The sequence below is a fragment of the Lactobacillus kefiranofaciens genome (assembly GCF_900103655.1).
GTDB lineage: Bacteria > Bacillota > Bacilli > Lactobacillales > Lactobacillaceae > Lactobacillus > Lactobacillus kefiranofaciens.
In genome coordinates, this window is record NZ_FMXC01000008.1 from 13,160 (window position 1) to 29,566 (window position 16,407).

Genomic DNA, 16,407 nt, shown 5'->3' on the forward strand with positions numbered 1-16,407 from the left:
AAAGGCACATAAAAGACAATAAAGTAAAAATAATGGAACAAATAGTTCAATATATTCATAACAACCGTTATACACATATGTTATTATTAATATGTAATGATTGAATAATTGACAATAAAGGGATTTTTAGCATACAGAGGCTTAATATGTTATCGAAGAATAATTACTCAGAAAAAATTCGTGATATAGAACCTAAAAGGGATAGGTTTTCTATTAGAAAATTTACTGTTGGTGCGGCGTCAGTTTTAATTGGCCGCACTTTTTTGAGCTTAGCTAATGGACAAACAGTTAAAGCTGATACTCCAAATGGAAACGATGGAGCTAAGGGTGACGGCAGTGATGTCCAACAAGCTTCGGATCAACAAGCAACTAAGACACCAAGCAAGGTAGTCGTTGAAAAGGCAAATACTGAGCAGACCAACGCTTCTGCTAACACAGGTAGTGCAAACAATAATCAACAAGCCGCTACTTTCAAGGAAGTACAAGGCAAAACTGATCAAACAGATACTGCTTCAGTTGATGCTGACAAGACAACTACTTTCACTGTGCCAAAGACTGATGCTAAGGCTAAGGCGATTACCGTTGATGAAGCTAAGGCGGAGAAGGACAGTAATTCAACTGCTAAAATTGATAATACGCGTAAATTTGAACGAACAATTAATGTTCAATTGCCTAAAGGACGTAAATATGGTGATGGTTCTGATAAGCAGACTATTAATCAAACTGTTCAATTTAATCGAGAAGCTACGATTGATAAAACTACTGGCAAAGTAGCTAGTTACGGCGACTGGCAAGCCGCAACTTATCAAGGGACTAATATATCAGCTGATAAATGGGATAAGGAAGATCTGGGTCTTTCTGGTTATACTGCTCATGCCAAAACAGCTGATAATAAAGATTATCAGTTAAAGGATGGTACTACAGTTCCAGAAGTTGATTTCAATAAAAAGCAACTTGATACTCCTAAATACAAAGCCTTACAAAAACAAGTTATTAATATTACCTATACTGCAAACGATATTAAGCGTACGATCGACTTTGTTGACCGGGACTCTAAGGATCAAACTGTAGTTGGTACTCAATCAGTTACCGGCAAGACTGATACTAGTGTGACCTATAGCTTAGATGGTGATAATAAACTTAACGTGCCAAATGGTTGGCAATCAACTTATAAAGACGTTACTTTTAGTTTTACCGGTACTGACAAGGATAAGGCACCAATTAAGGTTCCTGTAGTTCGGCAAACTATTACTGATCCTAATGCTCCAGATTTGAACCATACCGTGACTGAAACGATTACTACTAAGTTGCCTGATGGTAGAACTTTCCTTGATAATAATGGCAAGGATACTGGTTTAAGCGAAAAGTCAGATCAAGTTAAGATCAATTTTACTCGGACCAAGACTGCCGGTGATAATCCAACTTATAGTGATTAGAAGTCTACTACAACCTTTAGTGGCATCAAAGATCATCCAGGTGAAGCCGTAACTGAATTTCCAACAATTACACCAACTAAGGTTGATGGCTATACTCCGGTTGTTACAGTAAATGGTAACAATGTTTCATTAACTAATGGTCAAGTACCTGCTCAATCAGCATTGAATGGTAAGGATTTAGCTAAAGATATTAACGTAAATATTACGTATAAATTGACTAATCCAGATGCCAAGATTACGCATACTGTAAATTACGTTGATGCTAATAATATTGTTGGTACTCAAAACTTTACTGGTAAACTTGAGACTAAAGCAACTGAAAATATTAAAGCTCCTGATAAGTGGACATTTGTTAGTGACGATGGCAAGGTAGCAGGCAATACTGGTACATTAGATATTAATTTTGGCACTAAGGATAGTTCTCAAAATATCAAGGTTACGCATAAGATCGATACTAGGACCGAAGATAAAACAGTTACTGAAACTATCAATTTAACTGCGCCTGAAGGTAGTTACTTTGAAGATAAAAATGGCCGGCATTTAACTACTCAAAGTATCCCAGTACAGTTGCATGTAACTAAAACTAGTACTACTGATGAAGTAACTGGTAAACCAGTTAATGTCGAATGGAAATCGAATACGGTTGATGAAAATAAACAGCCAATAACTGAATTCCCAGCATATACTTTGCCTAAGTTTAATGGATATACTGCTCAAACTAAGCAAGGGACAATTAAAGACGGCCAGTTAAGCAGTTTTCCATTATTGCAAGATGGTCAACCAGTAAAGGACTTTAACGTAAATATTACGTATAAATTGACTAATCCAGATGCTAAGATTACGCATACTGTAAATTACGTTGATGCAGATAATAATGTTGTAGGCAAGCAAGACTTTACTGGCAAGCCTCAAACTAAAGCCACTGAAACTATTACTGCGCCAGACAAGTGGACTTTTGTTAGTGACGATGGCAAGGTAGCAGGCAATACTGGTACATTAGATATTAATTTTGGCACTAAGGATAGTTCTCAAAATATCAAGGTTACGCATAAGATCGATACTAAGACTGAAGATAAAACAGTTACTGAAACTATCAATTTAACTGCGCCTGAAGGTGGTTACTTCGAAGATAAAGACGGTCAGCACGTAACTACTCAAAGTATTCCTGTCCAGTTACATGTGGTTAGAACTAATACTACTGATGAAGTAACTAATAAAACTGTTAATGGCGAATGGAAGCCTAATACAGTTGATGAAAATAAACAGCCAATAACTGAATTCCTAGCATATACTTTGCCTAAGTTTAATGGGTATACTGCTCAAACTGAGCAAGGGACAATTGAAGACAGCCAGTTAAGCAGTTTTCCATTATTGCAAGATGGTCAACCAGTAAAAGACTTCAAGGTTAATATTACTTATCAATCAACTAATCCTGATCAACCAGATAATCCAGGAGACCATGGCGACAAGCCAGATCAACCAACTAAAGCAGACGTTAAGGTAACTATTCACTACCTTGATCAAGATAGTAATAATCAAGCAGTTGCTAATGGCGATCAAGTTGAAACTGGTAAGGCCGGCGACAAGATTAACTGGCAATTTAATAAAGATGGCAAGGTTGAATTAACAGTACCAGCACATTACGTACTTGGCGACAACAAGAGCAATCCAGATTGGAGCAAGATCCCAGATACTTTCTCAGATAAAGATCAAAGCTTAAATGTTTATGTCAAGCATGTACAGAGCGCAGTAAGTGCTGCCGACCATGAAGCTGATCCGAACTTCCATGGTGAGATTACCAGAACAATTACTAATAATCTTCTAGGTCAAAAGCCACAAATAATTGTTGACCGCGTGGATTACAGCAGAAACGGTGTTAAAGATGAAGTAACTGGCGTCATTGCTTATGGTGACTGGAAGTTATCTTCAGTTGACTCAGCAGGTAAGCCGGTTGATGGCTTCAGAGAATTAAACTTCTCTACTAAAGGCTACCAGGTAACGATTACCAATGGTCAAAGCAACAAGATTGCTGGAACTATTTTACCAGCAGAAAAGATTACTCCAGATTCTAAGAATGAAGTCTACACTGTTAACTGCACTGCTCAAACTAAGCCAGGCGAAGTAGTCATTGATCCAAGCGAAGTCGGTAAGGCTGCTACTTTGACTATTCAATATAAGGATAGCGATAACGGTGGTGCCAACGTCTCAACCAAGACTTTCAATGGCAAGGTTGGAGATGAAATTAACTGGCCAATGCAGGACGGCTACGTCAGCTTAACCACACCAGAGCATTATGTCCTGGATTCCACGAAGACGAATAGCTATCCAACTAAGTTTGCGAAGACCAGCCAAACGATTGACGTTTACTTGAAGCACAAGATTGATCAAGTTAGCGGTGGTGATCACAAAGACAATGCGGATCTGTACCAAAAGGTAACCAGAACCATCAATATTACTCAACCAGGTCAAACCAAGCCGACTCCAGGCAGTCAATCAGTTGAGTATTACCGGATCAAGAAGCATGATGAAGTAACTGGCAAAGACGCTTACACTCCATGGACTTCAATGAGTGTTAGCGCAAAAGATGGCAAGACGCCAGTAACTAATTACGGTGAATATGCATTACCAGTTCATGACGGCTATGTAGAAATCGCTACCGAAAACGGCAAACAGTTAAAGGTTACTAACCACAAATTACAAGCTGAAGCTTCACTGGTAAATGGTCAACCAATTAATAGAACCGTTGATGTCATTTATCAAGCAAATTCAACTAAGCCAGATCAACCAGACAATCCAGGTGACCACAAGGGTGATCATGGCAACAAGCCAGATACACCTGAGAGCAAGCAGTTGAACTGGCAAGATCATCAAACTGATCGCAACTTCTATCGTGTTATTACTAGAACCGTTGTCTACAAGATGCCAAATGCTGCTACGCAAGATAGTACAGATTATGTAATCTTCTACCGCAACGGTGAACAAGATGCTAATGGCAAGATTACTTATGACAAATGGCAAGCAGCTAAGGACAAGACTGGTCAAGTTAAAGATAGCTTCTCAGCAGTTAAGGTCCCTGAAGTTGCAGGATACAAGGCAGTAATTACTGATCAAGCCGGTCAAAAGCTGGATGCTATTCCAAAACTTGCTGTTACCCCAGACACTAAGGATCAAAAGCTGGTTGTTACTTACGATGCAGTTAAGCAGCACTTTGTCATGAACTATATCGATAATGCTGATCCAACTCATCTGGTAGCTACACAAACCATCACGGGTGATCCTGGACAAAAGGTTGACTTCAAGATGAATGTGCCAGAGAACTGGAAGCTAGCTCCAAATCAAGGTGAATATCATACCATTACCTTTGGCAACACCGACTCTAAGCCAGTGAATATCAAGGTAGTTCATAATACTACTCAAGTTACTGGTAACGTTGATGGCAACCATGATCAAGACGTTTATCGAGAAATTATCAGAGTCTTCAACGTCCTTTATCCAAAATATACTAAGCCGACTCAAGGCAGTCAGACATTAGATCTTAGCAGAACGAAGACCTATGATCCAGTTACTAAGAAAACGACTTACACGCCATGGACGGTAATTAGTACCAAGAATGGTCAACGTGTTAATGAATTTACGCCATATACTGGTGTTACGGTAGTTTCCGGTTACGATATTGTATCTAAGGAAAATGGCAAGGTCTTAGCTGTAACTGTTAATGGCAATACTGTCGCAATTCAAGCCGAATCTGCCGTTGATGAACACGGTAATCCAGTTAACCGCGTGGTTGAAGTAAGTTTTGTTAAACAAGGCAGTGGCCAAAATCCAGCTGATCAGTCAGGACAGGAATTTAGCAAGACCATCAACTATGTCGATAACGATAATCACAATACAGTAATTGCTAGTCAAACCGTTTCTGGCAAGAATGGTCAGACGGTGCAAGTAACTTTGAACGTACCAGAGCACTGGCAAACTGTGCAAGGCGGCACTACTACTTCAGTGACGATTAATATCTTGGTTCACAGACTGTTTATATCAAGCATAAGGTTGATGAAATTAAGACCAGCACTGATGCTAAGAATAGCAACGACCCTGATTTCTATCAGACGGCTAGTCAAACTGTTCCAACTGCAAATGGTCAGACTACTAAGCAGGATATTCCGTTCTACAGAACTGGAACTAAGGATGAAGTAACCGGTGAAGTTAAGTTTGATCAACCTACTTGGAAACCAGTCGATCAGAATAATAGCAAGTTTAAGCAAACTACGCTTCCTGCTAAAGATGGCTATGATGTCGTAGTCACAGTTAATGGCAAGGAAACTAAGTTGATTCCTGATAAGAATGGCAAGTATGAGATTAATAATTCAGCCCTTGATCAATTTGGTCGACCAGCTAATGTAGAAGTTAAGTATGTTGCTTCTGGTTCTGAACCTGTTGCTCCAGATGATCCTGATGCACCAAATCCAGGCGTACCTCAGGATGAAGTAAGGCACCTGATTAACTTTGTTGATAGCAATAATCAGGTAGTTGGCAGTCAGACTGTTTCAGGTGAAGATGGCAAGACAATCTCGGTTAAATTGAATGTACCAGAACATTGGCAAGTTGCTAAAAATGGTGCCACTACTACCTCAATTACCCTTGATCAAGCTAAGAATGATCCAACTACAATTACAATTGAACATAAGATTGATCAGATTACTAATGCCGAGCAAGCTAAGCAGAGTGGCAATGACTTGTTCTACAAGGAAGTTAAGAGAACCTTCATTATTAATGATCCTACGACAGCTACGAGATCAATGTTCACTACGTTTGCGGCTGTGCCAAATGCGGATGACAACGTCCAGATTGTGTCATTCTACAGAACTGGTAGCTATGATGAGGTAACTAAGAAGGCCAAGTTTACTGCAGATTGGAAGCCAGGTGATGGTAAGACTGCTTCCTTTGCTCCAAAGATAATTAAGGGCAAGGCTGGCTACAATGCATACTTGGTAATTGATAAGGATCATAAAGTTCAATTAAGGGCAAATGCCAACGGTGACTATGAATTCCCTAGTGAAGCAGCTACCCAAGATGCCAACTATGTCATTGATTTTGAAAAGATTCCAGATTCAAATAGTGATCAACATAATCAAAATTCAGGTAGTACAGGCACTGGTACGACAACTACTCCAAGTGGCAGCGGTGCAGCTGATAGCGCATCAACTAATAATCAGTCAAACAGCCAAAATAATATTCAAGATCAAACTGCTAATAGTCCTACAACTAATGATGAAAGTAGTTCAAGTGCGGCTTCAGCTGATAGCAGTAATGCTGATAACAATGATTACGATGATGCTGATTATGACGATAGTGACGACGATTACGATGATAGCGATAATGCTTCCACAACCACTGCGGCAAGAAAGACGGCATATTCTAATAACAATGTCCCTCGTAGTCAAAATTCTCAAAACCGTGGTACTAATGGCATCGTTCATGCAGCTGAAGTTAATGCTAGTGCCGTATCAGGTTCAAGCATGACTTCTAATGCTAGTCGAGCTGCTTTACCAAAGACTGGTGAAAATAGTGATTCATTAGCTGTTTTAGGTGCAGGTGCCCTTGCAATTAGCTTGATTGGATTAGCCGGCGTCAAAAAACGGCGTGAAGATTAATAAAATAGATATATCTTATGCATTTTCTGCATTATAATGGAATTAGTATTTATTAATTAGAATATGGAGAATTAGGATGATGTCTCTGTTTAGTAAGAAAAAGAATAAGGTCGTTGTTAATTACATCGACTTGGATAATGATGGAGAAAAGATCGCCACTTCTGGTGAATTGATCGGTGATGCCAGAACGACGATTGAATATAGTACTAAAAAGCAAATTAGTGTTTTAACTGCTCAAGGCTATAAGTTAGATAGCAATGATTTTGATCCGAAGGGAAAGACACCAACTTTTCCAGAAGATGATGATCATGTCTATGTAGTTTCCTTTAAGCATAATTTGATTACGGTTGATCATGAGGATGCTAGTTTAGGCATTAAGAAGAGCGACTTAGAAAAGGTGGGTACGCAAACTATTCATTATGATGGTGCAGCTACCAGAACCCCTAAGGATAGCGTCAGTCATGTAACTTTCAAATGTAGCGTTACATACGATCAAGTAACTAAGAAGATAGTTGATCGTTCTGATTGGACACCTGATGCACAGTCATTTATCATGGTGGCTACGCCTGAAGTACCGGGTTATATCACTAGTCAAAGCGTTGTTGGTGGTGACACGGTTACGCCAGATGACTGCGACCGCGATTATATAGTTAGCTATGAGATTAACCATAAGTTATCTACCGCTGATTAAAAGGTAACTGTTAAGTACGTTGACTTAGATCTAGGCAACCAAATTATTACGGCAGATACTTTAACGGGTAAGCCTAATATGCCGGTTGATTATGATCCTAAGGCCACGATCGAATCATTGACTAGTCAAGGCTATGCTTTGGTTAAGAATGACTATAACCCAGCTGGGGAAGTACAATTCTTTGGCAGCAATGATGATTATGTACCTGTCTTCGTAGTTACGATGAAACATACAATTGGTGTTGTTGATCGTGAGCATCCAGATGATAAGATAGCTCAGGAAGAATACACCAAGGAAGTTAGCTTTACGGTTAATTATGCTGGTGCTGAAGACGCCACTCCGGCAGCTAATGTCCAGACCGCTCATTGGAACCGCAGCTTAACTGTGGATAAGGTCAGCGGTGAGATTATTGAAGATGATGATCAAATCACTGATTGGCAAGTAGACCAAGATAGTTTTGCCGACGTAGCTACTCCTGTAGTCAACGGCTATCATGCCGATCAAAAGGTCGTTAAGGGTGGAAAGGTAACTAAAGAAGATGTTACCAAGACTGTCAATTATGTCGCTAATGGTCACGTGGTACCAGTAGATCATGATGGCAATCAGATTGAATCTGCTCCGCAACCAGTTTTTGAAACTGATCCGTAAGATCCTACGCGTGTACTTGATGAACAAGCTGTTCCTAAGCTTGATGGCTACAAGTGTGATGTGAAGACTGTGGTGCCGCTTGATCCAAGTAAAGATGCTACGGTTACTTATAAGCCAGCTAAGGATGATGATGTCTTAGTTATTCCAGTAGGTCAAAAGAAGACTGAGTCTAAAGCAGCTCCTAGTGCAGAAAAGTCTGCTTCATTTGAAAATAAAGAAAGTGAAGCAAAGCCAAATCCTGCTACAGCTGCAGCGGCTAAGGCACAAGAGACAGCGGACAAAGAGAAAGAAGAATACTCTGCTAAGTTAAAGCAAATCCGCAAGCAGCATGAAGAGGATAAGTCAGATAAAGAACAAATCGCGATCATTAATTATATTGACCTTGACCAAAATGGTAAGCAATTGACCTCATCTGGTCCATTGACTGGTAAGCCAGGTGACAGCATTAATGACCTCTACAGTACGGATATTCCATTGAAGGCAATCACCAAGGCTGGTTATGAAGTCGTCTTCAACAGTTTTGATGATACTGATGCTGTCCAACGATTTGATAATAACGACTTGATGACGCAAGTCTTTACCATTGGTTTACGCAAAGCTAAAAAGCAAACTAGCTTAGCTGAGCGTCAAGCTGCTAATGGTTTGGACTTGATCAGAAACTTAGACTTCAACAACAAGGATGAGGTTGCTGCTATGGCTTTAGGTGTAGCTACGACTTTGATTAACTTGATTGGTTTAGCCGGAGACAAGAATAAAGATCGTTAATTGAATATTAGAAAACCGTCTTAGAAAATAAGGCCGTTTTTTGCTGGGAAAAAATCATTCAAAAATAATGTAAGCGAATACAAATAGCACTATAATGAGAGTAGAAAGAAGGTCATGCCTTATGACTAAAGAAAATGAAGAACGGATCATCAGAGACAAGATCGTTGCAATTATCGATCATGATGAAGAAGTTAAGAAGAATCCAGAATTAATGGAAATCATGCGGACGGCTTATGGTCGAAGGGATGCAGGCAAGCCAATGCAAGAAGTGGCTTTGGCTCTTGATAAATCTCTTGCTGGTTATATTATTAGTCACGGCAATGATACGCCAGACAGCATCTTGGATTTACATCAAGAAATGCAAAAGTTATCGGGAATTTAAGCTAAAAAACAGATTTGCTTATTTATTGCATAACAGAGGTACACAAAATGAGTAGACACAAGTTCAATGTAGGAAAATGGCTTCCTAGTGATCAAGAGTTTGAAGACAAGTGGATTAAAAAGGTTTATGAAGAGGCAAAAAGCGAGGAAAACCAAAATTTATTGCCACCAGTCCATGCTTTAAAAGAATTAATTGAATCCAACCATTATATTTGGAATCTGTTTGAAATGATGTTTGATGAGATTCCGCAAAAAGATGTGGATACGCCGGCTGGTACGCCGCAAGTACGCGATTATCATGAATTATTGTTGATGCTTAATCGGATAATTCAAAGAGCACCTGAATTCAACACAACTGGTTTGGTTGGCACGCCTATTAATGCTGTTTTGGATTATCCAATGGCCACACGTGTTGGCTATGTATTATTCAATGATCCGCGCGTTAATGCAAGAATGAAGGACATTCTAGATTACTGGGGACGCTATTTGCAGAGCCCAGCTTCGGCCTATGTATTGAATACTTCAGACAAAGGTTGGCTTTCTCAATATGCGCTGGATGAAATGGCTAAGGAAGCCGGTGGTAGCGACTTCTTAGATTTATTTGCTGTTAGATCTAATGATGCTGAGAAGAAATTTGGTTATACTTCATGGGATGATTTCTTTACCCGGAAATTTAAGCCTGGTATTAGACCTGTTGCATCCCCGGATGATAATGATGTTATCGCCAATGCCTGTGAATCTGCACCATTCCGTGTGGCTCGCAATGTGCCATTGAAGGCGAAGTTTTGGATTAAAGGGCAACCATATTCTTTAATCGACTTGTTGCATAACGATCCATGGACGGCCCAATTTGAAGGCGGTACTTTGTATCAAGCTTTCTTAAGTGCTCTTAGCTATCACCGTTGGAATAGTCCTGTTAGTGGCAAGATTGTAAAGGCTTATAACTTGGATGGTACTTATTATGGTGAGGCTTTGGCGCAGGGCTTTAAAAATCCAAATGGACCAGACAAGGTAGCTGCTAATAACTCGCAAGCATTTTTGACCGCGACAGCTACGAGAGCGGTAATCTTTATTCAAGCAGACAATCCTAAGATCGGCTTGATGTGCTTTGTTGCTGTAGGTATGGGTGATGTTTCCAATAATGAAATTACTGTCCGGATTGGGCAACATGTCAACAAAGGCGATCAACTAGGGATGTTTCACTTTGGTGGCTCCACTCATGTATTGCTGTTTAGACCTGAAGTGAAGGTTGATTTTGATTTGCATGGACAAAAGCCAGGTCTTGATACGACCAATATTAAGGTAAGAGATATAATTGCTCATGTTGAATAAATTGAACTAAATGAAAAACGACTAGGAATTTTGCTCCTAGCCGTTTTCTTATGACTTGAATTTAATTTTCGGATGAACCGTCTTTTGTGTTATCAGATTGGCCTTCTTCAGGCTTTTTAGTAAAATCGCCATCCATTGTATTAGGACGATCAGTCTGATAATCAGTACCCTTTTTCTCCGCCTTAGGAGCATTTTCACCAGGCTCTGGCATTACCATTGCTGCGATGATGTATAATGCGACACCAGGGAAAATACCTGTGAATAAAATTAAGGCAGCACCGATGATTCTGACCCAAGCTGGGTCAAGTTGGAAGTAGTTGGCAATGCCGCCGAAGACACCTGCTAAGATTTTGTTTGATGATTTAGTTAATCTCTTTTGCATAATAATAGCCCCATTTCTTTAATAAATGCTATTGTTTATCTTTATTATACAGCAAATGGGGCTAAGAATTGAGTTGCGTGATTGAAAGCTTGAACAGATAAATTAAAAGTAATCGGGCTAATATAGGAGGAGATTATTAATGTTTGTAAAAGTAAACAATGGTAAACTATAATTGTTTAGTTAAAAAGCGTAAATAAGGAGGAAAAATATGGTAAGTATTAGGGACGTAGCTAAAATAGCGGGCGTTTCACCGGCAAGCGTGTCGCGGATTCTTAACCATGATAATAGTTTTCATATTAATCAAAACACCCGCCAGCGAGTATTAGATACGGCTACCAGAATGAATTATTCCAAGACTAAAAGCAAACGTGGCCCTAAAGGGAAAAAAGGGATGGCGATCGGCTTGATTTTGCGTCATACAGCAGAAAATGAACCTAGCGACCCGTATTTTAAAAATATTCATACTGGAATTATAGACGAGGCAGCTAAATGGCGTCTTAATACAGAAGTCGTATTTCGTATGCATGATCGACATAAAGATCTTGATCAAATTTCAAAGTATGGTGCAATTATCTTAATTGGGCAAATGACGGATGACGCAATTGCAGCTATTAGAGCACGTAACAAGAATGTGATTTTAGTAGATGCTGCTCCAACTTTAGAAAACTGTGATTACATTTGTAATGATTTTGGCAAGCGAACACAGAAGATCTTGGATTATTTATATAAGTTAGGGCATCGCAATATTGTTTACATTGGTGGTAATTCAAGTGTCGTGGCATTAGATGGGAAAACAATCATGTTAAAAAATGATTCTCGAGCCAAAGCATATTCAGATTGGATGCGGATAAAAGGTTTAAACCAATATGAACATCTATATATTAGTAAGTGGTCGATGGAAGATGGCTTTAAACTTTGCAATCAAATGCTTTCGCAGATGAAAGAATTGCCTTCAGCAATTGTCGTGGGGAGTGATCCGATGGCTTTAGGAGTTTATAAAGCTTTGAAAGATCATGAAATTAAAATTCCAGATGAGGTTTCGATTGTTAGTTTTGACGATGTTGAAATGAATAATTATCTGACTCCATCATTATCCAGCGTGTATATGGATTCTAGCGAAATGGGAAAGACAGCCGTCCATTTAGCTAAGAATTTGATGATGGAAGAAAACAAGATGCCACTAATAATTACATGCAGAAGCGAATTTCATTTACGTGATTCAGTAAAAGAAAAAGAGTAAAAATTTTTTATTTTGTCCTTGTGTAAACAAATAATAAACAACTATTATAATAAATGTAAACAACAAAGCGGTTACATAAAAACGAGGGAGTTTATTATGAAGAAGTTTTTAGATTGGATGCAAAAAAAGCTAGTTCCTTTTGCATCTATTCTTGGACAAAATAAATATTTGACTAGCCTGCGTGATGGTATGATGGTTGCCTTCCTAGCAACAATGTTTGGTGCCATCATGGTTATTTTGCAAAATCTGCCACAGACCTTTGGCTTTGCTGGCTTTTTGCCAAAAGGAGTATTGGATTTTATCAATAATTTCTTTGCTCCAGTTGGTAATGCTACGATGAATATCTCGGCAATGTTTATTGCTTTTGGTGTGGCTTATCAATTAGCCGACAAATATAAGCAGCCTAAGGTCTTTGCAGGTGCAGTTTCATTATCATGTTTCTTAATGCTAACACTTGTAGGTACCGATAAAACGCAAGGCGCTTTCTTCCCAATTCAGCAGTTAGGTGCTCAAGGGATGTTCGTGGCAATTATTACAGGAATAGTTTCGTGTGAATTATATTGTCGCATCAGTATGAAGAATATCACGATTAAATTACCAGATTCAGTACCACCGATGATTGGTCAATCATTTGTTGCGATTATTCCTGGTGCAGTTCCATTATTCTTGTTTAACTGCATTCGTTTCTTCTTTACTTATACACCATATAAAGATGCGATTGACTTTATTTATAAAGTTTTGCAGCAACCATTAATGGGCTTAGGTGTTGCTTTAGTCTTTGCTTTTTGGTTAGCTAAATCTGCTAGAATGAAGACTACTATGAGAACTGTGTTGGTGCCTTCAATCTTCAATGTATCTGAGCCAATGACTTATGGTTTACCAGTTGTTTTGAACCCGATTATCTTTATTCCATGGATTTTGGCACCAATGGCATCGACATTAATTTCATATATTGCCATCGCCATCGGCTGGGTACCACGTCCAATTGGTGCGACAGTCGTTTGGTCAACTCCAATCTTTATTTCAGGTTGGCTAGGAACCGGTTCGGTTGCTGGTGCAATTCTTCAATTAGTAGATGTTGTTGTAATGACTTTGATCTTTATTCCGTTCTTAATGGTCTTAGATAAGTCATACGTAAAAGATGAACAAGCTCAAATGGCTAAAGAAACTACGGAGAATAACTAATGAGAGCAGATACTTTAACTTACCGGTATTTGTATCAAGCAGAGCCGGCACGACTATATCAGACTTTGCTTGATGAACAGCTTAAATATTTTAGCAATCATGACCCTAATATTAAGCAATTACATGTCGGCGATCAGATTACTACTAGTTTAAAGACTAAGGTACAAAAGCTAGATTCAGTTACAAGCATTAAAGTAACTAAGATGATTCCGAATAAAGAATTTCAGCTCTTAACGCATCAAGCTGGAAATCACAATATTACGCAAACTTTTGAATTTAAGCGGAATCCTAATGGTAAGAATGAATTGGTTTATTCAGAACAAACCAATATTCAAACCGTTAGAGGTCAAAGTTACTTTTTCATTACAGCATTGCTGTATAAGTGGTTCTATAATCGTGGAATGAAAAGAAAATTGCAGTATCTTGATCAGTTAGCAGTAAAGGGTGATGTCGCATGATCGATATAATCTCTAAGCAATATTTCCATTTACATAATGAAAAAATAAGTTATTTGTTTTATGTGATGAAAAATGGACAGCTGGGACACTTATACTATGGTAAAGATTTAGGTGACTTAACTGAAGATGATTTGCGTTATATAGCATGTCATAATAACAAAGCATCCGGCACGGTTAAGTTTGCGCCAGAATTTTCTACCTTTTCTCTGGCTGACCGAATGCAGGAATATCCTACTTATGGAACTTCGGATTTTCGTGAAGGTGCAATTAGCTTAGAACAAGGCAAAGATATATTATATCCTGACTTTAAGTATCAAGATTATAGTGTCAGTAATCAAAGGCCCCGAAATTTAGCTAAACCTGGTGCATATTCTGAAGCAGGAGAATCACAGACTTTGACTATTCGATTGCTGGATCAAGATCATCAATTGGAATTAAAATTATTTTATACTATTTTTAAACATAACAGCGCAATTGTTCGTAATAGTCAGATCAGGAATATTGGCAATGATGATATTAAGATTCAAAACTTGCAAAGCCTAACCTTGGAGCTGCCTACTTCTGATTATGATTTTTTGCAGTTGTCGGGTGCATGGATTAAGGAGCGTCACATCAAAAAAAGACCCTTAATTCAAGGGATTACTAAAATTGAATCCTTGCGTGGTGCGTCTAGTCATCAAGAAAATCCATTTATCGCGTTAACCGCAAAAAATGTGTCGCTTAATCATGGTGAAATTTATGCCAGTAATTTAATTTATTCTGGGAACTTTGTTAGTCAAGTAGAGGTAGACGAGTGGGGAACTGGTCGCTTGATGACTGGTATTAATCCTGCTACCTTTACTTGGCAATTGAAGAAAGATGAAGTTTTTGCTAGTCCTGAAGCAGTTATTTTCTATACTAATCATGGTTATAACGGCTTGATGACGCAAACACATCAATTTGCAAAACAGCATATTATTGATCGAAAATGGCAGACTATTAAGCGACCAATTGTGATTAATAGTTGGGAAGCATGTGTTTTTGATTTTGATGAAGCTAAATTATTGAAGTTAGCCCAAGAAGCTAAGAATCTAGGAATGGAATGTTTTGTCCTAGATGATGGTTGGTTTGGACATCGTGATAACGATCGGACATCATTAGGTGATTGGTCTGTTGATCGCAAGAAGTTCCCACAAGGACTAGATCATTTTAGCAGTGCTTTGCATAAGATGGGGATGCAATTTGGATTATGGTTTGAACCGGGAATGGTTTCCCCTAATACAGCCTTGTTCAAGCGACATCCTGATTGGGTCGTGCATCATCCTTATTCACGTTATAGTATTGGGCGAGGCCAATATGTGTTAGATTTTGCTAACCCTGAAGTTGTTGATGATATTTATCAACAAATGGCAAGAATAATTAGTAAATGTCATGTTGACTATCTTAAGTGGGATATGAATCGTAATATTACGGAAGCATATTCTCCTTATTTGAAAAAGCTGCATTTGCCACAAGGAGAGTTTTTCCATCGCTATATTTTAGGTGTTTATCATTTATACGAAAAGTTATTAACTAGTTTTCCTCATCTATTAATTGAAGGTTGCGCTAGTGGTGGTGGACGTTATGACTTAGGTATTATGTTTTATAGTCCGCAAATTTGGCCTAGCGATGATAGCGATGCGGCTGAACGACTTGATATCATGTCTGGTACAATGCTGGCATATCCTTTATCAGCTTTTAGTAATCATGTTTCTGCAGTTCCTAATGGACATGTTAGAAGAATAACTAGTTTGAAATTTAGACAGGATGTAGCTTCATTTGGTCCGCTGGGTTATGAATTAGACTTAAACGCACTTTCTTTCCCTCAAAAACAAGCAATCCATGACCAAATTGAATGGTATAAGCAAAGACGTGATTTACTTGTTAATGGGTCATTTAGACAACTGATACCTTTAGATGATCACAATAAATATGCGTGGAGCGTAAGCAAAAGCAAAGAACAAATAATAGGATTTTTCCGCAAATTAGCTAAACCGAATGATACGCTTGATCAATATCTTTCCCTCTCTGATTTGAACCTTAAAGCACATTATACGATTAATCAACAAATGACTGTTAGCGGAAAAATGTTAGCTAGTTTCGGCTTACGTGAACCATATCAGTTTAATGCTTCTAATGCAAATACGGCTCAAGTAGCAGGTGATTTTCAGTCATACTTATTCGAACTAAAACAAGATTAGCAAAGACATCTCCGATGAGTAA

12 protein-coding genes and 2 pseudogenes are annotated in these 16,407 nt (G+C 38.6%); 13 read left to right on the forward strand and 1 reads right to left on the reverse strand.

Annotation, left to right across the window (positions count from 1 at the left end; all coding sequences use genetic code 11):
• Positions 1–146: 146 nt before the first annotated feature.
• The 9 genes and pseudogenes from BLP58_RS11765 to BLP58_RS04495 all read left to right on the forward strand — a co-directional run bounded on the left by BLP58_RS11765 (position 147) and on the right by BLP58_RS04495 (position 10,901).
• Positions 147–1,436 (forward strand): YSIRK-type signal peptide-containing protein, encoded by a 1,290-nt coding sequence (locus BLP58_RS11765; RefSeq protein WP_013853674.1) that lies wholly within the window; start codon positions 147–149, stop codon positions 1,434–1,436.
• Between the two features lie 162 nt (positions 1,437–1,598).
• Positions 1,599–5,627, forward strand: a complete 4,029-nt coding sequence (locus BLP58_RS04475; RefSeq protein ID WP_013853675.1) for a mucin-binding protein — start codon at positions 1,599–1,601, stop codon at positions 5,625–5,627.
• Positions 5,591–5,728: pseudogene (locus BLP58_RS12735) on the forward strand (mucin-binding protein); the annotation flags it as partial. The gene BLP58_RS04475 and the pseudogene BLP58_RS12735, both read left to right, overlap by 37 nt.
• Before the next feature lie 30 nt (positions 5,729–5,758).
• Positions 5,759–7,084, forward strand: coding sequence for an LPXTG cell wall anchor domain-containing protein (locus BLP58_RS04480; RefSeq protein WP_025084148.1), 1,326 nt, complete (start codon positions 5,759–5,761; stop codon positions 7,082–7,084).
• 76 nt (positions 7,085–7,160) lie between these two features.
• Positions 7,161–7,775 (forward strand): mucin-binding protein, encoded by a 615-nt coding sequence (locus tag BLP58_RS12085; RefSeq protein ID WP_158306205.1) that lies wholly within the window; start codon positions 7,161–7,163, stop codon positions 7,773–7,775.
• Positions 7,776–7,787: 12 nt separating this feature from the next.
• Positions 7,788–8,423, forward strand: a pseudogene (locus BLP58_RS12090) (mucin-binding protein); the annotation flags it as partial.
• A gap of 60 nt (positions 8,424–8,483) precedes the next feature.
• A complete protein-coding gene (locus tag BLP58_RS12095) occupies positions 8,484–9,188 on the forward strand; it encodes a mucin-binding protein (RefSeq protein ID WP_013853677.1) in 705 nt (234 codons plus the stop codon).
• Positions 9,189–9,309: 121 nt separating this feature from the next.
• Positions 9,310–9,570, forward strand: coding sequence for a bacteriocin immunity protein (locus BLP58_RS04490; RefSeq protein ID WP_013853678.1), 261 nt, complete (start codon positions 9,310–9,312; stop codon positions 9,568–9,570).
• A 47-nt stretch (positions 9,571–9,617) separates the two neighbouring features.
• On the forward strand, positions 9,618–10,901 hold the full coding sequence (locus BLP58_RS04495) for a phosphatidylserine decarboxylase family protein (RefSeq protein ID WP_013853679.1): 1,284 nt from the start codon (positions 9,618–9,620) through the stop codon (positions 10,899–10,901).
• Between the two features lie 61 nt (positions 10,902–10,962).
• Here the strand turns inward: BLP58_RS04495 and BLP58_RS04500 are convergent, their stop codons facing one another.
• Positions 10,963–11,283 (reverse strand): PspC domain-containing protein, encoded by a 321-nt coding sequence (locus tag BLP58_RS04500; protein WP_013853680.1) that lies wholly within the window; start codon positions 11,281–11,283, stop codon positions 10,963–10,965.
• A gap of 208 nt (positions 11,284–11,491) precedes the next feature.
• Here BLP58_RS04500 and BLP58_RS04505 point away from each other — a divergent pair, with 208 nt between their 5' ends.
• The 4 genes from BLP58_RS04505 to BLP58_RS04520 all read left to right on the forward strand — a co-directional run bounded on the left by BLP58_RS04505 (position 11,492) and on the right by BLP58_RS04520 (position 16,385).
• Positions 11,492–12,523, forward strand: a complete 1,032-nt coding sequence (locus BLP58_RS04505) for a LacI family DNA-binding transcriptional regulator (RefSeq protein WP_013853681.1) — start codon at positions 11,492–11,494, stop codon at positions 12,521–12,523.
• Positions 12,524–12,619: 96 nt separating this feature from the next.
• The gene (locus BLP58_RS04510; RefSeq protein ID WP_013853682.1) at positions 12,620–13,708 is read left to right on the forward strand and encodes a PTS sugar transporter subunit IIC; all 1,089 of its coding nucleotides are present in this window, start codon (positions 12,620–12,622) and stop codon (positions 13,706–13,708) included.
• Complete coding sequence (locus BLP58_RS04515) at positions 13,708–14,166, forward strand: DUF3284 domain-containing protein (protein ID WP_013853683.1); 459 nt, start codon at positions 13,708–13,710, stop codon at positions 14,164–14,166. Before BLP58_RS04510 ends, BLP58_RS04515 begins: the two co-directional genes overlap by 1 nt.
• Positions 14,163–16,385 (forward strand): alpha-galactosidase, encoded by a 2,223-nt coding sequence (locus BLP58_RS04520; RefSeq protein WP_013853684.1) that lies wholly within the window; start codon positions 14,163–14,165, stop codon positions 16,383–16,385. Before BLP58_RS04515 ends, BLP58_RS04520 begins: the two co-directional genes overlap by 4 nt.
• The last annotated feature ends 22 nt before the right edge of the window (positions 16,386–16,407 follow it).